Source organism: Kitasatospora sp. NPDC101155, assembly GCF_044768305.1.
In the GTDB taxonomy this organism is placed as follows: domain Bacteria; phylum Actinomycetota; class Actinomycetes; order Streptomycetales; family Streptomycetaceae; genus Kitasatospora.
Genome location: NZ_JBIWPN010000007.1, coordinates 23,375 through 45,028, shown reverse-complemented (window position 1 = coordinate 45,028; position 21,654 = coordinate 23,375). Strand labels below are relative to the sequence as shown.

Annotated in this window: 19 protein-coding genes, 1 tRNA gene and 2 pseudogenes; 11 read left to right on the top strand and 11 right to left on the bottom strand. The window is 72.7% G+C overall.

Going from position 1 to position 21,654, the window contains the following annotated elements:
- Positions 1-104: 104 nt before the first annotated feature.
- Together ACIRYZ_RS12750 and ACIRYZ_RS12745 are read right to left on the bottom strand one after the other, a co-directional pair.
- The gene (locus ACIRYZ_RS12750; RefSeq protein WP_402942790.1) at positions 105-1,313 is read right to left on the bottom strand and encodes a GNAT family N-acetyltransferase; all 1,209 of its coding nucleotides are present in this window, start codon (positions 1,311-1,313) and stop codon (positions 105-107) included.
- Between the two features lie 364 nt (positions 1,314-1,677).
- The gene (locus ACIRYZ_RS12745; protein WP_402943408.1) at positions 1,678-2,688 is read right to left on the bottom strand and encodes a helix-turn-helix domain-containing protein; all 1,011 of its coding nucleotides are present in this window, start codon (positions 2,686-2,688) and stop codon (positions 1,678-1,680) included.
- Between the two features lie 285 nt (positions 2,689-2,973).
- Between ACIRYZ_RS12745 and ACIRYZ_RS12740 the strand changes: the two genes are divergently transcribed.
- From ACIRYZ_RS12740 to ACIRYZ_RS12730, 3 genes are all read left to right on the top strand, one after another.
- Positions 2,974-3,045, top strand: a tRNA-Glu gene (locus ACIRYZ_RS12740).
- Positions 3,046-3,247: 202 nt separating this feature from the next.
- Positions 3,248-3,991: a G1 family glutamic endopeptidase gene (locus tag ACIRYZ_RS12735; protein WP_402942787.1), complete on the top strand. Its 744-nt coding sequence runs from the start codon at positions 3,248-3,250 to the stop codon at positions 3,989-3,991.
- A gap of 9 nt (positions 3,992-4,000) precedes the next feature.
- Positions 4,001-4,297, top strand: a complete 297-nt coding sequence (locus ACIRYZ_RS12730) for a nuclear transport factor 2 family protein (RefSeq protein ID WP_402943406.1) — start codon at positions 4,001-4,003, stop codon at positions 4,295-4,297.
- Positions 4,298-4,402: 105 nt separating this feature from the next.
- Here ACIRYZ_RS12730 and ACIRYZ_RS12725 read toward each other — a convergent pair whose 3' ends face one another.
- Positions 4,403-6,145, bottom strand: coding sequence for a methyltransferase (locus tag ACIRYZ_RS12725; protein ID WP_402942785.1), 1,743 nt, complete (start codon positions 6,143-6,145; stop codon positions 4,403-4,405).
- A 51-nt stretch (positions 6,146-6,196) separates the two neighbouring features.
- The gene (locus ACIRYZ_RS12720; protein WP_402942782.1) at positions 6,197-7,405 is read right to left on the bottom strand and encodes a 4-hydroxybenzoate 3-monooxygenase; all 1,209 of its coding nucleotides are present in this window, start codon (positions 7,403-7,405) and stop codon (positions 6,197-6,199) included.
- A gap of 153 nt (positions 7,406-7,558) precedes the next feature.
- Between ACIRYZ_RS12720 and ACIRYZ_RS12715 the strand changes: the two are divergent.
- Positions 7,559-8,014 (top strand): annotated as a pseudogene (locus tag ACIRYZ_RS12715) (transposase); the annotation flags it as partial.
- Positions 8,015-8,116: 102 nt separating this feature from the next.
- Here ACIRYZ_RS12715 and ACIRYZ_RS12710 read toward each other — a convergent pair.
- From ACIRYZ_RS12710 to ACIRYZ_RS12700, 3 genes and pseudogenes are all read right to left on the bottom strand, one after another.
- Positions 8,117-8,245: pseudogene (locus tag ACIRYZ_RS12710) on the bottom strand (GDP-mannose 4,6-dehydratase); the annotation flags it as partial.
- Positions 8,246-8,308: 63 nt separating this feature from the next.
- Positions 8,309-11,371, bottom strand: a complete 3,063-nt coding sequence (locus ACIRYZ_RS12705) for an amino acid adenylation domain-containing protein (protein WP_402942780.1) — start codon at positions 11,369-11,371, stop codon at positions 8,309-8,311.
- Positions 11,372-11,637: 266 nt separating this feature from the next.
- Complete coding sequence (locus tag ACIRYZ_RS12700) at positions 11,638-12,045, bottom strand: ribonuclease domain-containing protein (RefSeq protein WP_402942777.1); 408 nt, start codon at positions 12,043-12,045, stop codon at positions 11,638-11,640.
- 440 nt (positions 12,046-12,485) lie between these two features.
- On the opposite strand from ACIRYZ_RS12700, the gene ACIRYZ_RS12695 reads away from it, so the two are divergent.
- Complete coding sequence (locus ACIRYZ_RS12695) at positions 12,486-12,968, top strand: hypothetical protein (protein WP_402942774.1); 483 nt, start codon at positions 12,486-12,488, stop codon at positions 12,966-12,968.
- A 100-nt stretch (positions 12,969-13,068) separates the two neighbouring features.
- Here ACIRYZ_RS12695 and ACIRYZ_RS12690 read toward each other — a convergent pair whose 3' ends face one another.
- The 4 genes from ACIRYZ_RS12690 to ACIRYZ_RS12675 all read right to left on the bottom strand — a co-directional run bounded on the left by ACIRYZ_RS12690 (position 13,069) and on the right by ACIRYZ_RS12675 (position 15,667).
- Entirely contained in the window at positions 13,069-13,212 is a 144-nt protein-coding gene (locus ACIRYZ_RS12690; protein ID WP_402943403.1) for a hypothetical protein, read from the bottom strand.
- Positions 13,213-13,241: 29 nt separating this feature from the next.
- Positions 13,242-13,394, bottom strand: coding sequence for a hypothetical protein (locus tag ACIRYZ_RS12685; RefSeq protein ID WP_402942771.1), 153 nt, complete (start codon positions 13,392-13,394; stop codon positions 13,242-13,244).
- A 360-nt stretch (positions 13,395-13,754) separates the two neighbouring features.
- Positions 13,755-14,498 (bottom strand): dienelactone hydrolase family protein, encoded by a 744-nt coding sequence (locus tag ACIRYZ_RS12680; RefSeq protein ID WP_402942769.1) that lies wholly within the window; start codon positions 14,496-14,498, stop codon positions 13,755-13,757.
- A gap of 257 nt (positions 14,499-14,755) precedes the next feature.
- Complete coding sequence (locus ACIRYZ_RS12675; RefSeq protein WP_402942766.1) at positions 14,756-15,667, bottom strand: LysR family transcriptional regulator; 912 nt, start codon at positions 15,665-15,667, stop codon at positions 14,756-14,758.
- Positions 15,668-15,796: 129 nt separating this feature from the next.
- Here ACIRYZ_RS12675 and ACIRYZ_RS12670 point away from each other — a divergent pair, with 129 nt between their 5' ends.
- From ACIRYZ_RS12670 to ACIRYZ_RS12645, 6 genes are all read left to right on the top strand, one after another.
- On the top strand, positions 15,797-16,549 hold the full coding sequence (locus ACIRYZ_RS12670) for an SDR family NAD(P)-dependent oxidoreductase (protein ID WP_402942763.1): 753 nt from the start codon (positions 15,797-15,799) through the stop codon (positions 16,547-16,549).
- Positions 16,550-16,879: 330 nt separating this feature from the next.
- Positions 16,880-17,728 carry a helix-turn-helix transcriptional regulator gene (locus tag ACIRYZ_RS12665; RefSeq protein ID WP_402942760.1) on the top strand — a complete coding sequence of 283 codons (849 nt, stop codon included), beginning with the start codon at positions 16,880-16,882 and terminating at the stop codon, positions 17,726-17,728.
- A gap of 300 nt (positions 17,729-18,028) precedes the next feature.
- Positions 18,029-18,751: an AAA family ATPase gene (locus ACIRYZ_RS12660; RefSeq protein ID WP_402942757.1), complete on the top strand. Its 723-nt coding sequence runs from the start codon at positions 18,029-18,031 to the stop codon at positions 18,749-18,751.
- Entirely contained in the window at positions 18,748-19,434 is a 687-nt protein-coding gene (locus ACIRYZ_RS12655; RefSeq protein WP_402942755.1) for an HAD family hydrolase, read from the top strand. The genes ACIRYZ_RS12660 and ACIRYZ_RS12655 overlap by 4 nt, the downstream gene beginning before the upstream one ends.
- A 99-nt stretch (positions 19,435-19,533) precedes the next feature.
- Complete coding sequence (locus tag ACIRYZ_RS12650) at positions 19,534-19,929, top strand: carboxymuconolactone decarboxylase family protein (RefSeq protein WP_402942752.1); 396 nt, start codon at positions 19,534-19,536, stop codon at positions 19,927-19,929.
- A 62-nt stretch (positions 19,930-19,991) separates the two neighbouring features.
- Positions 19,992-21,620, top strand: a complete 1,629-nt coding sequence (locus tag ACIRYZ_RS12645; RefSeq protein ID WP_402942749.1) for an FAD-dependent monooxygenase — start codon at positions 19,992-19,994, stop codon at positions 21,618-21,620.
- Positions 21,621-21,654: the final 34 nt, after the last annotated feature.

Below are 21,654 nucleotides of genomic sequence, written 5' to 3'. Positions count from 1 at the left end.
GACCGCCGCCTGAGGCAGCCGTCGTCCGGCACCCCGTCACCGGGCACCCCGTCACCCGTCGGGGGCAGCCGCCCCGGGGGTGACGAGGGCCGGGCACCGGTCGGTCAGAACCAGTGCAGGCAGTGCGGGGCGCGCTCGGCGCTGAACAGGGCGTCGGCGAGGGCGGCCGCCTCCGGGCGGTGGGCCCGGATGTGTCCGGCCCGCACGAGCGTGCTCGGGGCGGTGCCGCCGAGGTAGATCGAGCCCAGGTCGCGCACGTTCAGGGACAGGTCGGGCTCCCGGTCCGTCGGGACGCACTCGGCCTTGCCGTCCCGGACGGTCAGCAGGTAGCGGTCGTGCTCGCCGAGGAACGGGTCGTCGACGTCGAGGACGAGCTCGCCGTCGCCGAACCAGCCGCGTGTGGTGAGCGCGCGTGGGACGTCCAGCAGCCGCACCCAGAGCCAGTCGGTGTCGAAGCCCACCTCGGCGGCGCGGAAGTCCGTGAGCTGCCAGCGCAGCGGGTGCCCGGGCGGGAAGTGCTTGAAGACCACCTTGGCGACCAGGTCGTGCTGGAGCAGGAACCGGGCCAGGGCCGTGGTGACGGCGTCGTCGTCGGCGATGGTCTCGTCGACGTTCAGGGTCTCGCCGTCGAGCGAGTAGCTGGCGTACCCGTCCGGGACGCCGTCGGCGTCCCGGTGGACGGCGACGTAGCGCGGCGCCGGGGCGATCGGGGGCTGCCCCGCGCCCAGGGCCCACCAGCGGGGCGGCCTGGAAAGCGCACCGGGCTGGGTGCGGCGGTACCGGTCGTAGACCTCCTCCAGGATCTCGCCGCACTCGGCGCGCCGGAGCACCTCGACCGAACCGGTGTCCGCGCTGCCGGCCCGCGGGGCGGCGAGGTCGGCCTGGTGGCGCGGCACCGTCAGCCGCCCGGTGTACGTCGCCGGGCCGTAGCCGAACCTGCCGTAGATCGTGGCCTCGGAGGCCAGTAGCACGGAGAGGAACTCCCCCTGGGCCCGCAGCTCGGTGAGCTGGTGCCGCATCATCGCGGTGAGCACGCCCTGGCGGCGATGCGTGGGCAGGACGCCGACGGCGGACACCCCGGGCGCCGATGCGAGGATCGCGCCGGGCAGGGTGAGTTCGAAGGAGTACGAGCCGGCGGTGCCGACCGGCCGCCCCTCCGCCGTCACGGCGAGCAGGTTGCGGTCCATCTCGGTCGCTGCCCACCAGACCCCGCCGCCGCCCTCGGACGGGGTTTCCGGGAAGCGCCCGAACGCGGCATGGAGGGTTTCGACGAAGACGTCGAGGTCCTGCTCGGTCGTGGAACGGATCTGCATTGCTACCGCTGCCTCCCCTGGGATACCGGCACCACGTGGTGCCGGCCACACTTCAGCACCGACCCGTGGACGGGGCAAACGAATTAGTACGCGGGAGCGGACACCGCACCCGAGGAGTAGACGCAGTGCCAAGGAACTGTCGACGCAGCGCCAACACGGCCGGGCCGTGGCCTGACATCCTCCCGGAGGAACACAACGGCGCCCACGCCGCTGTCCACCTCCGCCCCGGGTCGGACCGGTCCGACCCGGGGCGGAGGACCGGAACGGGCCGGTGGCCCGGCACGCCACGGGGGTGCGTGCCGGGCCACCGCGCCGCCCGTACGGGCCGGTCGGGCCCGTACGGACCGGGCGCCCGCCGCCGCGGCTACTCGCCCGTGCGCCCGGCCAGCGCCCGGCGGCGGTGCTCGCTGGGCGGGATCCCGTAGGCGGCCCGGAAGGAGCGGGTGAAGTCGGAGGCGCGGGGGATGCCCCAGCGGGCGGCCAGGGCGTGGACCGGCACGGCCCGCAGCGCCGGGTCCGCGAGGTCGCGGTGGGCCTTCTCCAGCCGCTGGCCACGGATCCAGGCGGCGACCGTTTCGCCCTGCGACTGCTGGGTGAAGAGGCGGTGCAGGTAGCTGACCGAGATGTGGTGCGCGGTGGCGATCACGGACGGGGAGAGTTCGGGGTCGTGCAGGTTGCGCCGGATGAACGTCCGCACGTTCTCCACCAGGGCCCGTTGCCGGGCGTCGTCCGGGACCGCCGCCTCGGCGTCGAGCTCCCGGGCCAGCCAGGCGGCCATCAGGTCGACCACGATCGTCCCCAGCCGGGGTGCCTCGACCGGCCCGAGGGCCGTGGCCTGCCGGTCCAGGCCGACGAGGAACTGCGCGAGCAGCGCGCAGGTGCCCTCCTGCCCGGAGAACGCCCGGCCCATCAGCTCGCGCAGGCGGCGGGGCGGCAGCGGCAGCAGGGACACGGGGAAGTCCAGGCCCACGGCCTCGATCCGAGGTTCCGCGCGGCCGGCGGCGCGGACGCCGAGGCCCCGTACGTCGTACGGCTGTGAGCTGTCGAGCACGTACAGCTCGCCCGGATTGAAGGTGGTTGTCGGTACGCGGTCGTCGCGCGTCAGGGACAGGCCGCCGTCGAGGACCAGCGTCAGGTGGTACACCCCCGGGTCCGACCGCCGCACCATCTTGGCGGTCCGTCGGAACCGCGCGGGCGGGAAGGAGGATCTGAGGAGGGTCACCGGCCCCAGCTCCAGGCGCCGCATCTCCGCCTCGAAGTCGTCGGCGTGCGCACTGGTCATCTCGCTGTCCCGGGTCCGCCCGACCAGCTCCCGCCAGCAGTCGAACCGTTCGTTCGCGGGCAGGTCCTCGCCCGTGAACACACTCCCCGTCATCGCGGCCACGTCCACCGCTCCCTCCTGCACGCTTCCCTCCTGCGCACGCTCTTCTCAGGTCGGCCGACATGGCCTTCCCCTCACATCATGGCGAGGCCTTCCCCCCACATCAGCAGGCCCGGTGACTCGCCCGAGCGTAAGGGGACGGTGACGGTACGGCACCTGCCGGGGTGGCGGCCGTCGGCTCCGGCGTCCGCCGATTTTCCTCTTCCGATCATCTGCTGGTAACTTCTTCCTCGTCGGCAGGACAAGATCACGGAAGTGGTCGAAGACCGGCCGGAGCAGGCGTCGGTGGTGCAGCGGTAGCACGCCCACTTTCAGTGGGAGGGGTTCGTTCGATTCGGGCCCGGCGCTCCAACTTGCAGGGGCGGAAGTCGACTTCGACTTCCGCCCCTGCGGCGTTCCCACGCCCGTCCGGCGGGCCGCGGGGTGGTGCCGGATGCGGCGTCACCCCGGGCTGAGCACAGCTTCGTTATCGTCCCGTAACGCCCCGCTTTCGCCCGGCGGGTCTACCTTTGTCGACGCTCGGCCAACTCCACGCCCCCACAAGGGAGTAGTCATGTCCGTGGCCCGTCGGCGCACCCTCGCCGTGTCCGCCGCCCTACTGACCGTCCTGGCCGCCGCCGCACCGGCCGTCGCCGCCACCGCCCCCACCCTCGTCCAGGCCCCGCTCGCCCACCACGGCGGCGGCCTCCTGCACAGCACCAGCGGCAACTGGGCCGGATACGCCGCCACCGGCAGCCGGTTCACCAGTGTCAGCGCCAGCTGGGTCCAGCCCACCGTCACCTGCTCCGGCGGCAACACCTGGTCCAGCTTCTGGGTCGGCCTCGACGGCGACGGCAGCAACACCGTCGAGCAGACCGGCACCGAGGCCGACTGCTCGAACGGCTCCCCGGTGTACTCCTCCTGGTACGAGATGTACCCGGCCTACCCGGTGAACTTCAGCAACACCGTACGGCCGGGCGACCACTTCACCGCGAGCGTCACCACCAACGGCAGCGGTTCCTTCACCCTCACCCTCTCCGACACCACGGCCGGCTGGAGCCACACCGTCAACAAGTCCCTCAAGAGCGCCTCCCTCGCCTCCGCCGAGGTGATCGCCGAAGCCCCCTCCAGCTCCACCGGGGTGCTGCCGCTCTCCGACTTCCACTCGGTGTCCTTCACCGGCGCCACCGCCAACGGCCGGAGCCTGGGCGGCTTCTCCCCGGACGGCATCACCATGGCCTCCAGCAGCGTGACCGAGGCCACCACCTCCGGGCTGAGCGGGGGCAACTCCTTCTCGGTGACCTGGAAGCACAGCTGACACGACGGACTGGAGCGCATCCTCGCCCACTTCACCGAGGACGTCGTCTTCGCCTCGCCGCGGATCGTCGGGATCATCGGAGACCCGTCCGGCGAGGTGCGCGGCAAGGACGCCCTGCGCGCCTACTGGGCCAAGGGCCTGGAGCACCTGCCCGATCTGCACTTCACGGTCGAGGACGTCCGCGCCTCGGTCGACACCCTCGTCATCAACTACCGCAACGAGCGCGGGCGGGCCGTCGCCGAGGTCCTCACCTTCCGCGACGGCCTGGCCTGCCGCGGCCTCGGCGCCTACGGGCCCGCGGTGTGAGGCGGTGACCGGCTGGATCCGCTGACCTCGGTCAGCAGCGGCGGGGCCGCCGTCCGGGTACCCGATCGGCGGCCCCGCCCCTGAGCTCGTCTGCTCAGACAGGCCTCAGGCCGACTGGGTCGCCTCCGGGGCCTGGGCGGGGTGGGGCAGGGGCGCGGTGGTGCGGCGGGCGTGGAGGACGGTGGCTCCCAGGGGTAGGGGGGGCGCGTCGTCGAGGAGGTGGAGACCGGCGTCGGCGAGGAGGCGGGCGTAGTGGTCGGCGCGGCGCTCACGGCCGCCGGTGTTGGCCATCATGTGGAGGTCCCAGGCGGTGGCCAGGGAGGTGGAGGCGTCGGCGGGCAGGACACGTTCGATGATGAGCAGGTCGGCGTGGGCGGGCATCGCGCGGGCGCAGTGGCGCAGGATCTCGGCACAGCGGGCGTCGTCCCAGTCGTGCAGGACGCGGGACAGGACGTAGACGTCCGCGCCCGCGGGGACGTCGGCGAAGTCGCCGGTCACGTAGCTGCTGCGGTCGCCGCAGCCGAGCGCGTCGAGCCGGGTGCGCGCGGCCTCGACGGCGTGCGGGCGCTCCAGCAGGACGCCGTGCAGCCGGGGGTGGGCGGTGAGCAGGCGGCCGAGCAGCTCGCCGTTGCCGCCGGCGATGTCGACGACGGTGCCCGGGCGGGGTGCCTCGGCGGCGGCGGTGACGGCCGGGTGGGCGGGGACGGGGTCGAACATCCGGGCGCTGGCGGCCATGGACTGGTCGAAGAGCGAGGCCAGTTCGGGGTCGCGGGCGAAGTGGAGGAAGTGGTTCTCGCCGAAGAGGTGGTCGAAGGCGGCCTCGCCGGTGCGGACGGTGTGTTCCAGCGCGGCGAAGGACTGGTAGAACGGGCCGCCGTACATCAGGGCCAGGGCCCGCATCGTGCCCGGAGTGTCGGCGCGCAGCAGGGTGCCGAGTTCGGTGAGGCGGTAGCCGTCGTGGTGCTCGGTGACGACGTTCAGCATGGTGAGGTAGCGCAGGAGGGTTCCGAGGCTCTGCGGGTCGGCGCCGAGGGTGTGGGCCAGTGCCGGGGCGTCGGTGGCGGTGCGGGTGTCGAGGGCGTCGGGCAGTCCGAGCCGGACGGAGACCGCGAGGGCCTGGGTGGTCCACGCGCCGGTGAGCAGGTGCAGCAGCGTCTCGGCCGAGCGGTGCTCGCGGTCGGCCCCGGTGGAGCCGAGGTGGTCGGCGAGCACGCCGGGGTGGTTGCCGCGCGCGTGGAGCTCGACGCGGCGGTAGCCGGTCCGGGAGTCGGCGGGGACGGTGAAGTAGAGGACGGTGGCGTCCTCGTGGGGGCTGTAGCCGCCGCCGTCGGGGGCGGCGCCGTGCCGGGCCAGGAGTGCGCACAGGCCGCGCAGGGCGAGCGGGTCCGGGTGCTGGACGTCGAAGGCGAGGTGGGACTCGTGCTGGTGCTCGCGTTCGTGTGCGGCGAGCTCGGTCAGCTCCGAGCCGGGCGGCACGGTCAGGGCGAAGATCTCGACGGTCCGTTCCTTCGGGGCGCCGGGTACGGACGGGCGCAGGATCGTGACGTCGAGTTCGGCCTCGTCGCGTCCGTGCCGTTCGGCCAGGCGTCGGCGGACCACCACGCTGGGATGCGGAGCCGCGTCGAAGTCCAGGTCGCAGGAGGCGAGTTGGGTGCGCAGCGTCTCCTCGTCCGGCGGTAGCAGGAGCAGCGCGGCGTGCGCGAAGCGGCAGCGCTCGGCCAGTGAGCGCAGTTCGGCGTCGTCGAGCCCGGGCAGCAGGAGCGGGAGCAGGGTCGCGGTGTCGTGGTCCCTGACGAAGTCGGCGGTCGCGCGCAGGTAGGTCGCGTCGCTGGGAGGTGTCGCCGTCATGGTGGGGGCGTCCTTCGAAGCTGTGAGGGGTGGGGTGTGGGGCCCGGGCGGTCAGATGCCGACGTAGTTCTCGGCGAACCAGTCCTGGTGGGTGCGCGAGGTGCGCAGCGATTCGATGCGTGAGCGCCGCAGGGATGCGTGGAAGTGCGATTCCTCGTCCGACCCGAGCGGGGCGTGCAGCAGTTGGATCATCCAGTGCGAGAACTCCTGGGCGCGCCAGATGTGGGCGAGGCAGCGCCGGGAGTACCGGTCGAGCGTCGCGGGGTCGCCGTGGGAGAGGTCGTCGATCAGGGCCTCGGCGAGGAGTTCCGCCTCCAGGACGGCGAGGTTGGCGCCCTTGGCGGCGGCCGGGGCGGGCAGGCTCGCGGCGTCGCCCGCCAGCAGGAGCGAGCCGTGCCGCAGGGGTTCTATGACGTCGGACTGCAGGTCGATGACGGAGCGTTGGAAGATCCGGCCCTGGCGCAGCGGGCCGTGGTCGGCGGCGCCCATGCGCAGCCCGAGTTCCTCCCAGATCCGCTCCTGCGACCAGGCGTCGGGCGCGGCGCCGCGTTCGCACTGCAGGTAGTAGCGGGTGACCTCCGCGGTGCGGGCCATGTGTCCGGCGAAGCCGCGTCCGTGCAGCGCGTAGCCGACGGCGTCCAGGCTCGGCGGCGCCTCGGCGAGCAGGCCGAGCCAGCTGACGCCGTGGTCGCGGTGGTGGCGGCGGGCGGTGGAGGGCAGCGAGCGCCGGGCCGCGCCGTGGCGGCCGTCGCAGCCGGCGACGTAGCGGGCCTGCCACCGGCCGGGGCGACCGTCGGCGGCGCGGACGGTGACCGTGGGGCGGGCGCCGGCGGCGTCGTCCACGGTCAGGGCCTCGGTCTCGAAGTGGATCCGTCCGCCCGCCGCCAGGTAGTGCGTCAGCAGGTCGGTGACCAGGTCCTGTTGGGGGTAGACGGTGTGCTGCTCGCCGCGGCCGAGGGTGCCGTAGTCGAGCCGGAAACGGCCGACCTCGGTGCGGAACTCGCAGGTGCCATGGGGAATGCCTCGTCGGTGCAGGCCTTCGGCCAGGCCGTGGCGGTCCAGGACGCGCACGGTGTTCGCGGCGAGGAAGCCGGCCCGGGCCCGGGTCTGGACGTGGGCGCGGTCGGCGCGTTCGAGGACGACGCAGTCGATCCCGGCGGCGAGGAGGAGATTGCCGAGGGTCAGTCCGGCCGGTCCGGCGCCGAGGATGACGACGTCGGCGGAGCCGTGGGGCGCTGTGCTTGTCTGACGGTCAGTCACGAAAAGTGGATCTTAGCCGGGGGTGGATACAACGAAGGGAGGAAATAGCTCGTTTTGGTGAATGGAGTGATGATCTTTTACCCCGGATGTCGTCAACACCGTTGCGTTTACGTGTGAGGCCGCAGGTCAAGGGGATGAACGAGGCAACGCCGGGTGGGAGCGGTCCCGTTGCGCCGCCTGCTTCGGCCCCGAGGAGAGGGTGAACTTCCCTACGCGCGCCGCCTGCTGAGCTGCCTGGATGCCTCGATGCTGCTGCTCGGCGACGCCGCCTTCGACGCCGTGGAGTTCCTGCGCGAAGTGACCGCGACCGGCGCACAGTTCCTGGTGCGCTCCTCCGTCCGGCGCCGCCCGACCATCCAGCGCCGCCTGCCCGACGGCTCCTACCTGGCCCGCCTGGCCGCCCCCTACCGGGCCGGGAGTGGCTATGGCGTGCTGCCGGTGCGCGTGATCGAGGCGTGGATCACCGTCACCCTCGCCGACGGCACCACCCGGCGTGAAAACTGGCGACTGATCACCAGCCTCCTCGACCACGAGCGCCACCCCGCACGGGAACTTGTGGAGCTCTACCACCGCCGGTGGCAGGTGGAGACAACCCACTTCTCGATCAAGGCGACCATGCTCGACGGCCGCCCTCGCGCAGCGTCCCGGGCCTGGAGCAGGAGGTCTACGCGCTTCTGGCGACCTACCAGGCGCTCATCCGCATCGCGGCCGACGTGCCTTCCGCGGATTCGCCTGTCCCCGGGTGAGGCCCCAGACCTCGTACCCCAGGGAGATGAGGTGTTCGGCCAGGTACGACCCGTCCTGGCCGGTCACCCCGGTGATCAGTGCACGCTTGGACATCCGTTCCCCTTCAGCCACTGCTCGCGGGCCGTTCTCGGCAGAGCCAGCGAACCAGAAGCACCGCTAAGGAATTTGCGAGACTTCCGGCCCGATTCGCTCCGGCCGGGCGGCTTCGGCGAGCGCGGCGACCCGGGCCAGGGTCGGCCGGGCGACGACTTCCCGCAGCCGGGCGGCCAGGCGCGCCTCGCCGTCCGGGCCGGCCACCTCGCGGGCGACCTCGGCCACCATGGTGATCATGGCCGGGGAGTCGCCGCCGAGCTCGTGGAAGTCACTGTCCGGGCCCAGCCCTCCGGTCTCCACGCCGAGCACCCGGGCCCAGATCCGCGCGACCTCCCGCTCCACCGGGCTCAGTGCGACGGCCTCCGGCGGGGCCGTCGCTCCCGGCTCGCCGAACGGGTCGGGCAGCGCGTCCACCGCGACCTTGCCGTTCACGGTGCGCGGGATCCGGTCGACGAGCGTGAGCGCGGCCGGCACCAGGTAGGCGGGTACGCGCGCGAGCAGGTGCCGCTCCAGTTCGGCGGCGTCCGGCGGGCGGACGTCGGGGCGGGGCAGCACGTAGCCGCACAGCACCTTGCCGGAGCGGCCGGGCCGGCTCCTGGCTACGACCACGGCCGCCGCCACGTCCGGGTGCTCCTCCAGCGTCCGGGCGATCTCGGCAGGCTCGATCCGGTGCCCGTTCACCTTGACCTGGTCGTCGATCCGGCCGAGCAACTCCATCTCCCCCGACGGCAGTCGGCGGGCCAGGTCGCCGGTGCGGTAGACCCGGGTGCCGTCGGCGAGGTGGACGAAGCGTTCCCTGGTGAGGTCCGCTCGGCCCCGGTAGCCGCGGGCGAGCTGGCACCCGCCGAGGTACAGCTCGCCGGTCGCACCGGGGGCGGCGAAGCGCCGGTCGGCGTCCAGCAGGTACATCGTCACGCCGTCACCGGGCCGCCCGATCGGCACGCTCGCGCCGTCGTCCCGCGCGTCGTCGAAGACGTGCTGGCTGACGCCGATGGTCGCCTCGGCCGGCCCGTACAGGTTGACTATCCGGCAGTCCGGGCCGAAGCGCTCACGAGCGCGCAGCGCGAGCGCGCGGGTGAACTGCTCCCCGATCACGAGCAGGGTGCGCACGCGCCCGGGTTCGAGGTCGAGCCGGGTGATCAGGTCGAGGTGGGTCGGGGTGAGCGCGAGCGCCGTGGCGCCGGCGGCCAGCACCTCGCGCAGCGACACGTGGGTGAGCTCCTCGCCCATCACCAGCAGGGTGCCGCCGGCCAGGAAGGGCAGGATGAGGGAGATCTCCGCCACGTCGAAGGAGAGGGAGCACAGCAGCGGGAGCCGGGTGTCGTGGTCGATGCCGTGTTCACGGATCGCCCAGGACGCGTAGCCGGCGAGCGCGCCGTGCTCGATCTCCACGCCCTTGGGCTTGCCGGTCGAGCCCGAGGTGTAGACGACGTACGCGAGGTCGGCGGGCTCCGGCCCGCCCGGCGGGAGGTCCGGGGTCGGGCCGTCCGGCAGCTCGTCCAGCAGCAGTCGCGTGCAGCCCGGAGGCAGGAAGTCCCTTTGTGCGTAAGGCCGGTGGGTCATGCAGAGCGGCGCTCCGGCGTCGGCGAGCAGCTCGCGGACGCGGGCGTCCGGGTGCCCGGGGTCCATCGGCAGGTAGGCCGTGCCGGCCATCAGGGCACCCCACGCGCCGGCCACGGCGGCGGCCGAACGGTCGGTGAGCAGGCCGACGACGGTGTCGCGTCCGAGGCCGCGCTCCCGGAGCCCGGCGGCGACCGCCCGGGCCCTGCGGTCGAGTTCCGCGTAGGTCACGTCGCCGTCCGGCCCGCTGATCGCCACGGCGTCGGGCCGGGCGGCCACCTGGGCGCGGAAACGTTCCACCACGGTCCGGGCGTCCGACGATCCGGACGACGGCTCGGGCGGCAGCGTTGCGTACGCACGGGCCTCGGACGGCGAGAGCGCCTCGCAGAGCCCGTCGAGCAGTTCCTCGGCCTGGGCCTCGCACTCGGCGCCGGACCACCAGGACAGCGTGAGTTCGGTGCGCCCGTCGCACTCGACCACGCTCAGGCCGGGCGGGCTCGCCGGCTCGCGCGGGCACAGCAGGTAGACCGAGGTCGGCCGGAAGTCGGCGGTGGCGAAGGCCACGGGGTCGATCCGCCCCAGGCTGGTGACCGACGCGACGGACGAGAACCGGCCGCTGCCGCGGGTCCCGCGGTCGAGCCTGCGGACGATCATCCGCAGCAGCCCCAGCGGCGCCCGCAGGATCTCGGGACCCGGGGTGCGGACCGTGCCCCGGCGCTCCGCCAGCACGCCCAGCAGTTGCCGCTGGGTCTCCTCCCACTCCTGCCCGGCGGTGATGTCGAGGCTGACGGTGACCGCCAGGTTGCCGGTGGAGTCCAGGCCGGGGTGGAACTGGCGCAGGTCGACGGGGATGCCGACGGTCGCCACCGGCTCGCCGGAGCGGCGCGCCAGCTCGGTGGCCAGCCGGGCCGCGACGGCCGGGTAGGTGCCGTCCACCGTCCGGCGCCACCAGCGCTGCCCGTGCAAACCCGCGCCGCGCGGGACGTCCAGCACCGGGCGCAGCGCGAACTCCCCGTCCACCCCGCCGCCCTGGTGCAGCAGCGGCTCGTCGAGCCCGGTGACGGTGATCGTGGACCGGGCACCGAGCGGCTCCTCGCCGCGCAGGGCCCGGAAGACGTCGGCGGCCCAGTGGCGCAGCCCGCGCGCGTCCATCACGGCGTGCGAGGCGCGGAAGGCCACGGCCGGGCGCGGGCCGTCGAACAGCACGGCCTCGCAGTACGCCCCCCGGGCTGGGAGCGGCCGGCTCAGCTCGGCGGCCCGGTCGAGGGTGTCACGGTCGGGTGTCCGGCCTGCCACGAGGCGGACGGGCGGCGCCTGGCCGCTGTCCAGCCAGCGCCCGCCGCGGCGGGTCAGCCGTGCGCCCGGGCAGGCCTCGGAGGCCGCTGCGACTGCCCGACGCAGTACCTCCTCCGTTATCCCGCCGATGCCCTCCACCACCAGGTTCAGCCCCGGGGAGAGCCCTCGGGGGAAGCCGAGGTACCAGTGTTCCAGCGGCGCCACCGCCCGGCTGAACCGCGTACCGGTGTCCTGGCGCAGCCAGGTCGTCGTTCTTTTATGTGATTTCACCGTCGGATCGAATGCCCGTTCGCCCTGGGTGAATCCCTAGACACCGCATCGCCCCACCCACTGCCCACCCACTGCCCGCCCACCGCCCGCCGCTCGCCCCGCTGCTGGAGTCGCGCGCGCCCGTCGCCGCAGTCGCCACCGCCGGCAGCGGCCTCACCACCCTCGCGGCAACTCCTTCCCCACCTGAGCGCACCCCTCGGCGCCACTGCACGCCAACAGCCCCGGCGGGCAGGTCACCGCGCCGAGGCCGTGGGCCGATTCCCTTGTCAGCAGCCGAAGTTGATCAGCCGGAACGTCGCGTAGTGGTCGCTGGTGTAGTAGTCCTCGTGGTACTGCTTGCCGGTGACGATCCGACGGGCGCCGCGGGTCGGGGCGCCCGGGGTCACCACGGTGTACTCGTGGTAGTAGCCGTACGACTGGCGCGGCAGCACGCCGCCGTTGTTCTGGAAGACGATCCCGTCCTGCCGGTACGGGAACGGCCCGTTGGACGCGATCAGGTTGAGCGTGGTTCTGGCCTGGGGCGGCAGGGCGGTGAGGCACACGTTGCCGCTCACGGCGGCGTTCGCCTCGGTGGCGACGGCGACGGCGACGGCGACGGCGACGGGGGCGAGGGCGATCAGGGCGACGGTGGCGGCGGAGGCGGCGGTCTTCCACGCGCGTAGAGGGCTGGTCATGCCCATGAGTGTGCGAGCCCTGGAGCCGTACGGGAAGCCCTCTGACAAGTCTTCATTTCCGGGTAACTCCCGGTACTACCAGGTGACTTGAGCACGCCAGAGCATCGATCATCGTGAAATACGATTGTCCGAGCCTTCAGGCCCTGCCAAGAATCACGGCATGGATGATCACCAACGCCGTTGCGTTTACGTGTGAGGCCGCAGGTCAAGGGGTTGAACGAGGCAACGGGACGCCTGTAGATCAACGATCGGCGAAGAACGTCGATCAAGCACAGGGGTCCCGTTGCAGGAGAAGTCTGTCATCACGCAGGTGGTCGCGGTAGCGGCGGGGGTGTTCGCGCCGGGGCACCTGGGCCCTGGCCGACGGCACCGTCCGCCGCGAACAGTGGCGCCTGCTCACCAGCCTGCTTGACCACATCCGCTTCCCCGCCGACCGGCTCGTGACGCTGTATCACGAAAGGTGGCAGGCCGAGACCGCGTATGCGAGCTTGAAGGCGACCCTGCTGAACGGCCGGGTCCTGCGCTCTGGGCACCCCGCCGACCTGGACCAGGAGGTCTACGCGATCCTGGTGGTCTACCAGGCGCTGATCCATACCGCCGCCGATGCCGCCGCCAGTCGCCCCGGCCTGGACATGGACCGGCTCAGCCTCACCGTCGCCCTCCACGCGGCCCGCGACCAGGTGACCACTGCCGCGGGCGTGCTCATCGACGGGCCCGCCCGCCTGGTCGGCGCGATTGGTCTCGCGCTGCTGGACAACTTGCTGCCCGCACACCGCCGCCAGCGGATGAAGGCCCGCAGCCTGAAGAGTGCCAGCAAGTACGCTCCGAACATCGGCAAGCACCCCGCCACCGCCCAGGACTACACCTTCCACGCCCAGGTCACGATCATGGAAGACGGACTTGCACCCCGCCCACGACGCTAAATGCAACGGCGCCGGCGGATCTCGCGAATGCCGCTCCACGCGGGCAGTTCGGGCGGTCCGACCTGCCGCTTGGGAAGTTGCGTTGGGGTATGACGAAGACTCAGGTTGCCACTGGCGAGCCTCCCTGCTCGATCTGCTCGATGAGCCGCTTCAGCTGGGCCACCTCATCCCTCAGCGCGCGGTCCCCGGCCGGGGTGAGGGAGAGCCAAGTGCGGGCGCGCTTGCCCTCGTAGCCCTTCTCAATGCGGACCAGACCGGCCTTCTCCAGGACCGTCAGGTGCTGATCCCGCCGAGGGTGAGCACCCCGAACAGCAGCAGCGGGAACCAGGTACCGCGCTGGGCGGAACGGACACGGCGGGTTAGCTCGCCGAGGCTGGAGAGCACCTCGCGGGGGGAGCTGGGTGATGGCACCGATGCATCTGTCATACAGTTAGGTTTGATCGCAAATCAATTCTGGCAAGAGACTGCGGGCCTGAGTCTTCGGTTGAACGTGCTCGTTCCTGTCGACCTGCAAGGTCGCTGAGCGAGCCACCTGGGCGTCAGTCAAATCTGCGGCGCACCCGGCACAGATTGCCGATGCTCGTGAGCACGTCCGACAACGCAGGCGCAGCACCAAACGGACTTGCATCCCGCTCACCACGCTAAACGCAGCGGCGTTGCGGATGTCGTCCATCGGCGGCGGCGCGGTCGCCGCGTCGGCGCAGTGGCCCATCGGGGCCGATCGGGGGCCGGGGGCGGTGCTCGACACCGTGCCGCGCTGCGCCGAGCACTCGCCGTCCGGGCGCCTCAGCCGTGTGTCAGGGTGCGGCCGAGGAGCGGCAGCAGGCGCTCCCAGTGCAGCCGCAGTCCGGAGGGGCTGAAGGCGTCGGTGTCGGACATGGTGAAGCCGTGGACGGTGCCGGGGTAGATCTCGGAGGTGTGGTCGACGCCCGCGGCGTCCAGGGCGCGGTTCAGCTCGCCGAGGGTCTCGGGCGTCATGTCGGTCTCGGCGTGGCCGAGGTGGACCTGGGCGGTGAGCCTGGAGACGAGGCGGTGCATGTCGGGCCCGTCGGCGCCCACGGGGCCGTGGAATCCGGCGACGGCGGCCACCCGGCCGGGGTGGGCCGCGGCGGTGCGCAAAGCCAGGAGGCCGCCGATGCAGTAGCCGGTCACGGCGACCGGTCCGGCGGCGACCTCGGGCTGGGCGGTGAGGAAGCCGAGGTAGGCGTCGGCGTCGCTGAGGACGCGTTCGGCGGTGTGCGTCCTGATCAGGGGCATCAGCCGGGCGACGGCCGCGGTCCGGGCCTCCTCCCCGATGTACTCGGGAAGCTCCACCACCGGTGTCGGGCCGTGCCGGTAGAAGAAGTTGGGGACGAGCACGTAGTACCCGTGTCCGGCCAGTTCGCGGGCCATCTCCCGCAGCACGGGCCGGATGCCGAAGGCGTCCGCGTACATCAGCACCCCGGGGTGCCGCCCGTCGCGGTCGGGGTGGGCGGCGAAGGCGTCGGCCCGGCCGTCCGCGGTGGGAATCGTCAGCGTCTTGGTGGGCAAGGAAGGTCTCCTGTCGTGGTTGACGTGTCGAGCGTGTGGTCAACACGACGGAGGCGGAGCCCGCGCGACGGCGCCGGATCCTCGATCGAACTGCGGGCCCGCGGTGGCCCGTACGGCGCTCAGCGGAGCGCCGGGTCACCAATTCGTGTGTGGCGCAGAGCCGTCCCGGTAGTCATCGCCGGACACCGTAGCCCACCGGACCGGCCGAGGCCAGCCCCGTTCGTCCCGAACGCCGCCGGGGGGACGGCCGTTGGCGCTCAGCCGTGGGCGGTGGCCGGGCGGGCGCCGACGGGGTCGAGCTTGGCGGCCTGGAGGGTGACGGCGATGCCGGCGAACTCCTCGATCAGCCGGCTGCTGCGGTTGCGGTCCCAGGCCAGCGCCACTTCGTTGGGCGGCAGGTTGTGGACGGGCAGGTGGGTGACGTCGGGGCGGGTGTAGAAGGTGGCGACGGAGAGCGGCAGGACGACGATGCCGTGGCCCGCGGCAACGTACTCCAGCTTCTCCTCGACGGTGCGGATGGCCTGGAGGGAGGGCCGCGCCCGGCCGTCCCGCAGGGCGGCCGCGTCCTGCGCCGGCAGGACGGCCTCGGGGTTCTGCAACAGCTGCTCGCCCGCGAGGTCGGTGAGGGTGACGGCGCTCAGGCCGGCCAGCCGGTGGTCGGCGGGGAGCACCACCACGCGGGGTTCGGTGAGCAGGGGGAGGACGGTCAGTCCGCGCTGGTCGACCGGCAGTCGGAGGTAGCCGACGTCCACCCGGCCGTCGTTGATCACCTGGACCTGGTCGTCCCAGCTGGTGCGGAGCACCTCGACGGCCAGCTCGGGGTGGCGCTCCGACATGACCCGCACCGCCGGGGTGACGATCAGGCCGGGCATGAACCCGACGGTGAAGCCGAGCGGCCCCGAGCCGCCGGCCCGGGCGGCCCGCCGGCGAACCGCCTCGGCGTTCGCCAGCAGCGGTTCGGCGTCGGCCAGCAGCTGTTCGCCGGCCGGGGTCAGCCCGGTGGTGCGCCTGGTCCGGACGAACAGCCGGACGCCCAACTCCCTTTCCAGTGCCATGATCTGACGGGACAGTACGGACTGGGCGATGTGCAGCTCCTCGGCGGCCCGGCCGAAGTGCTGCCGGTGCGCGACGGCCACGAAGTAGCGCAGTTTCCTCAGGTCCAGGTCCACCGGGCATCACTCCTCAGTTGTGATGCCCGCAGGGTATGACAGCTTCGGGAATGGGTCTTGGACACCGGAAGCCCGGCGACCGCATGGTGAGCTGCAGTCGTTGATCCGCACCGGTGGGAGGAAGAGCTGATGATGCACCTGGAGGAATCGGGTCTGGCCGGGCGGGTGGTGCTGCTGACCGGGGCGTCCGGCGGGATCGGCGGCGCGCTGGGCCGCCGGCTGATCTCGGCCGGGGCTCGGGTGGCCTTCGTGGCCAACAGCCGTTACGACGAAGCCGAGTTACTGGCCGAGGAGGCCTGGGACATCGGACTGGACGCGGTGGCCCTGCGCGGCGACCTGGCCGATCCCCGGACCCCGGAACGGCTGGTCCGGGAGGCCACCGACGCGCTCGGCCCGATCGACGTGCTGATCCCCAACGCCGGCTGCGCGCCGCGCCGGATCCGCCTGGCCGTCGACACCAGGACCTGGGACCGCACCCTCGCGGTGAACCTCCGGGCGCCGTTCCTGCTGGCCCAGGAGGTGATCCCGGCGATGATGGCCCGCCGGTACGGCCGGCTGGTGTTCATCTCCTCGACGGCCGCCTTCATCGGCGGCATCGTCGGCCCGCACTACGCGGCCTCCAAGGCGGGGCTGCACAGCCTGGTGCACTCGCTGGCGCCGCAGGTCGCCGGACACGGGGTGACGGTCAACGCGGTGGCGCCGGCGCTGATCGAGAACACCCGGATGCTGCCCTCGCTCACCGAGGGCAGCCTCACGCCCGCCGTCCCGGTCGGCCGCTACGGGCGCCCGGAGGAGGTCGCGGACCTGGTGATGGCGGTGCTGCGCAACGGCTACCTCACCAACCAGGTGATCGGGCTGGACGGCGGCATCCACCCGCGGTGACGGGCGGCCTTCACGGGAGCCCCGGAACCCGCACGGAACCACCACGGAACGCACGCGGAAGCTCCGGAGCCCGCCCGGGGCTCCCGCCGTGGCGGCCCGGCATTTCAGCGCGCCGCTGCCGCGCTATTCCCGGGTCCGTCGTGGCCGGTAAATGTCCGGAATAGGTTCGTAAAGAATAGAACCTGGTGTTCCGCATTCGTCGTGCGGGCCAGTCGATTAACCTATACCAGCAGGTTGGACCGGCTTTTGAGGCCCGGTTGACAGTCGGGTTACGGCTGGCCCGAAAAGTTTGGGGTTAGGCTGGGTGACATGCAGAAATTACCTGACGGGATGAATCCATTGCAGGCCCGACGGGCGGAACTGCGAGACTTTCTGCGAAGCCGTCGCGCCGCCCTCAAGCCGGAGGACGTCGGCCAGCCCTCGGCCGGATTCCGGCGGACCCCCGGGCTCCGACGGGAGGAGGTGGCCGTCCTCGCCGGGATCGGCGTCTCCTGGTACACCTGGCTCGAACAGGGCCGGGACATCAAGGTCTCGCCCGAGGTCCTGGACGCGGTGAGCCGGGCCCTGCGGCTGGGCGAGCCGGAGCGGGCCCACCTGCACCGGCTGGCCGGCCTCAACTCCCCGCTGCCGCGCGACGCCCACACCGAGGGCATCCCGCCGAGGCTCCAGCGGATCGTCGACCGCTGGATGCCGTACCCGGCGAAACTGGTCGACCGCTACGGCAACATCCCGGTGTTCAACAGGGCCGCCCGCGAGGTGTTCGGGCTGACCGACGAGAACAACAACCAGGCGGTCCGGTTCTTCCTGGACGCCGACTGGCGCGAGAGGTTCCCGGACGTCGAGGCGGTGGCCGGGGAGGTCATCGGCTTCCTCCGCGCCCAGGCGGCGCGCTACCCGGACGACCACCACTTCATGGACGTCGCCCAGCGGTTGCGCACCGAGAGCCCGCTGTTCCGCACCTTCTGGGACCGGCACGAGATCAGCCTGGCCACCCGCACGACCAAGACCGTCACCCACCCCCGGTGCGGCCCGCTCACCTTCGAGCACACCGCGCTGGACCTCAGCGAGGCACCGCACCTGAGGCTGCACCTGTACGCACCCGACGAACAGACCGCCGCCTCGGCCTCCTTCAGGCTGCTGCTGGGACAACTGGCCGGACCCGACCGCGCGGTGGCCTGAGCCGACCGGCCGGTAGCCGACCGGCCGGTAGCCGACCGGCCGGTCCGCCAGGAGGCCGTCAGACCACCGCTGCGCCCGACGGGGGCGGGTGAGGCGCAACCGCGCCCACCCGCCCCCGCCGCGTTCGTCCGATATCCGGTTCCTGGTGTTCCCACCACCACCATGATCCGACACTGCCACCCGGCAGCGAACCGATCTAGCGTTCTTCAAGGCGAAGGCGAGCGGCCGCGGGGACAGCGGGCCGGCTCCCGGGATTCGCCGTCCGACGAACCGGCAGACCGGTAGCAACGGGGAGCAGACGTGAAGTTGGCAGTCTCGGGTGCGTATTCGTCCGGCAAGACGTTCACGGTGATGGCGCTGTCACACCTGACCGGCATGCCGCGGACGCTGGCCAAGACCATGCGGGAGATCCTTCCCGAAGCCCTGCCGGGCAAGGCCCTCGCGGAGTGCACCCCGCCGGAGTTCCTCCAGCTGGTGATGCGCCGTCACGTCGAGCGCGCGGTGCACGAGAACCTCCTCGGCGACGGCTTCGTCTCCGACGGCTCCTCGCTGCAGGAGTGGATCTACGGCACCCTGCGAGTGCGCGCGGGCATCAACCCGAGCGCCTCCGCCCACCTCGCCGAAGGCCAAGTGGTCCCCAGGACGGCCGAGATGGACTTCTTCGAGCAGGTGATGGTCCAGTACGGCAGCGCCTTCAAGCAGCACGTCGCCAAGACCTACGACACCTTCGTGCACCTACGCAACGAGCTGCCGATCGTGGCCGACGGCCACCGGCCGATGAACGACCAGTTCCGGCGGCTCTGCGACGAGATGCTGCTGGACAGCTTCGCGGAGATGGGCATGCCGTACCACGTCATCGGCGGCACCGTCGCCGAGCGGCTGCAGCAGATCGTCAAGCTGTTCGACCTGCCGGCGCTGATCCCCGTCGACGAGGCGATCCGGCGGGCCAAGGCCGACTACGGCGGCCAGGACCTGCGACTGGAGACCGAGCGCGTCCCCGCCGGGACGCGAGGGGCGAAGTGAGCGCCGGCGGGCGCCGGGCGGCCTTCTTCGACGTCGACGAGACGCTGACCACCGTGGTCAGCATGCTCGGCTTCCTCCGGTTCGACCTCGCCGCCCGCGGCCTGCCCGACTCGGCCTACGACGAGGCCATGGCCAGGCTCGCCGAGGCCCGGGCCAACGGCCGGCGGGAGGAGGCCAACCTGCTCTACTACCGCAACTACGCGGGCCGGCCGGAGGCCGAACTCGCCGCGCTGGGCCGGGAGTGGTTCGCCCGGGAACTCGCCGGCGGCTCGCTCTTCCACCCGCGCGCGCTGGCGGCCTTCCACGGGCACCGGAGGCAGGGGCACCTCACCGTGCTGGTGTCCGGCTCCTTCCCACCCTGCCTCGACCCGATCGGCCGCCACCTCGGCGCGGACCTGGTCATCTGCGCCCGGCCCACGGTCGCCGACGGCGTCCACACCGGGGAGCTCCCGCACCCGATGATCGGCCGCTACAAGGCGCAGGCGCTCGCCGAGGCCGCCCGCACCCACGGCCTCGACCTCGGCCGCTCCTGGGCGTACGGGGACCACATCTCCGACCTGCCGCTGCTGGAGTCGGTCGGGCACCCGGTCGTGGTCGCCAACGCCGACCACACGCTGGTGGAGCAGGCCCGCAGCCGCAACTGGACCTGCTGGGCCGACACCCCGGCCGCGCTCCCGGCCTGATCCGGCGAAGCCACCGACAGCCCGACCGGCCGAAGCCGCCCACGGCCTGACCCGCCGGAGCCGCCCACGGCGCCCCGACCACCCTCCCGGAGAACACCGATGAACGACCACGAGTCCGCCGCCGCGCTGCGCAAGGAGGCCGCCGAGGTGTTCCACCGCCTCGCCGGCGGCACCGCCGCCGCCGCGCCCTGGGAGGCGCTGGAGGCGACCGCCCCGGCGCTCGCCGACACCGTCGCCTTCGGCCTGGCCGAGGTGGTCGGCCGCCCCGGTCTCGACCTGCGCACCCGCCAGCTGGTGACGGTCGCCGTCCTGGCCGCCCTCGGCGGCTGCGAGGGCCAGCTCGGCTTCCACATCGGCGGAGCGCTGCGCAACGGCGCCACCGCCGAGGAGGTCGCCGAGACGCTCAGCCAGGTCGCGCTGTACGCCGGCGTGCCCCGGGCGATCAACGCCGTGGCGGTCGCGCGCAGCGCCGTCGAGAAGTTCCAGGACCGCTGACCGGACCGCTGACCACCTCGTTCCGAGGCCGCGACAAGACCCGCCAGACGAAAGGACCACAGATGCCCGCCCACGAGCAGCCCCCGGCCCAGCCGGACGCCGGCCGCGACTCCACCCCGCAGGTGCTGATCGTGGGAGCCGGGCCCATCGGCATGGCGCTCGCCTGCGAACTCCTCCAGCAGAACGTGGGCGTTCGGCTGGTCGACCGCCAGGAGCGGATCGACACCAGCGACCCGCACTCCAAGGCGGTCCTGGTCTGGCCGCGCAACCTGGAGATGCTCCGGCGGATCGGCGTCGCCGACGCCCTGGTCCGGGAGGGTCGGCGCACCAGCGGCCTGAGCTACTACTCCGAGGGCCGGCTGCTCGGCACCGCCGACCTCAGCACCCTCACCGACTCGCCGTACCCGTTCATCCTGGCGCTGCCGCAGCGCGACACCGAGCGCATCCTGCGCGCACGCCTCGCCGAACTCGGCGGGGTCGTCGAGCGCGGGGTCGAGCTGGTCTCGCTGGACGGCTCCGGGGCCGAGCCGCGGGCCCTGCTCAAGCACCCCGACGGCACCAGCGAGACCGTCGAACCGCGCTGGCTGGTCGGCGCGGACGGGCCCGCCAGCACCGTGCGGTCCGAACTCGGGATCCGCTTCGACGGCGAGGAGATCGACGTGACCTACGCCATCGGCGACGTCCCGCTCTCCGGGGACGTGCCGCCGCTCGGCCAGTACTACTACTGCCGGGACGGCGTCGCCGCGATCGTGCCGCTGAGCAACGGCAGCTACCGCTTCGCCGCCACCACCCCGCACCGGCGCGAGGAGGACGGCCACCCCTCCCGCGAGCTGATCCAGCACATCCTCAGCTCCCGCTCCCGGCGCGACATCCAGGTCGGCACCCCGGACTGGACCCGGGCCTTCCGCCCGCGGCTCGGCATCGCCGAGACCTTCAGCAAGGGCCGGTGCTTCCTGGTGGGCGACGCCGCGCACGTGGTGAGCCCGGCCGGCGGCCAGGGCCTCAACGTCGGGCTGATGGACGTCGCCAACCTCGGCTGGAAGCTCGCCGGGGTGGCCAACGGCACCCTGCGGGAATCGATCCTGGAGAGCTACGCCCCCGAGCGGCAGGCCGGTGCGACCCGCCTGTCCCGCACCTCGGCGGCCCAGGCCCGCTTCGCCCTCCAGCGCAGCGTCGGGCGGATCGCCGTGCGCGACACGCTCTTCACCGTCGCCTGCAAGACCGGGCTGGTCAGCCGGATGGTGGTGCCGCTGCTCAGCCAGATCGACGTCAGCTACGGCCGGCTCGCCACCGAGCCGATCCTGCTGCGACACCCGCGGCCGATCGAACCGGGCCAGCGCGTCCCGCTGTTCGTCGCGCCGGAGCTGGACTCGGGCATGCCGGCCATCGACCCCGCCCACTACACCGTGCTGCTCTGGCCCGGGCGGCGCCCGAAGGCCGAATGGGCGCAGCGGGCACGGCAGTTGCGCGCGAAGCTCGGTCCCTCGATCACGGTGCTCGACCTCGCCCGGGTCGGCGGCGGGCCGGCCCGGACCCTCGACCGCACCTTCGGCCGGAACCCCGCCTTCGCGGTGGTCCGCCCGGACGGCCACCTCGCGCTGCTGGCCGGGGCCGACCGCCCCGACCAGGTGCTCGCCTTCCTCCGCGGCGCCCGGCCCGCCGAGCCCGTCATCGCCACCACCGCCGAGTGACCGCCTGCCCACTACGGCCCCCGTACCCGTGTCC

Coding starts and splice junctions, on each gene's coding strand:
- ACIRYZ_RS12665 (WP_402942760.1), top strand. CDS start 16,880: ATGAATCCATTGCAGGCCCGACGGGCGGAACTGCGAGACTTTCTGCGA.
- ACIRYZ_RS12750 (WP_402942790.1), bottom strand. CDS start 1,313: ATGCAGATCCGTTCCACGACCGAGCAGGACCTCGACGTCTTCGTCGAA.
- ACIRYZ_RS12700 (WP_402942777.1), bottom strand. CDS start 12,045: ATGACCAGCCCTCTACGCGCGTGGAAGACCGCCGCCTCCGCCGCCACC.
- ACIRYZ_RS12725 (WP_402942785.1), bottom strand. CDS start 6,145: ATGACGGCGACACCTCCCAGCGACGCGACCTACCTGCGCGCGACCGCC.
- ACIRYZ_RS12645 (WP_402942749.1), top strand. CDS start 19,992: ATGCCCGCCCACGAGCAGCCCCCGGCCCAGCCGGACGCCGGCCGCGAC.
- ACIRYZ_RS12670 (WP_402942763.1), top strand. CDS start 15,797: ATGATGCACCTGGAGGAATCGGGTCTGGCCGGGCGGGTGGTGCTGCTG.
- ACIRYZ_RS12735 (WP_402942787.1), top strand. CDS start 3,248: ATGTCCGTGGCCCGTCGGCGCACCCTCGCCGTGTCCGCCGCCCTACTG.
- ACIRYZ_RS12650 (WP_402942752.1), top strand. CDS start 19,534: ATGAACGACCACGAGTCCGCCGCCGCGCTGCGCAAGGAGGCCGCCGAG.
- ACIRYZ_RS12685 (WP_402942771.1), bottom strand. CDS start 13,394: ATGACAGATGCATCGGTGCCATCACCCAGCTCCCCCCGCGAGGTGCTC.
- ACIRYZ_RS12745 (WP_402943408.1), bottom strand. CDS start 2,688: ATGACGGGGAGTGTGTTCACGGGCGAGGACCTGCCCGCGAACGAACGG.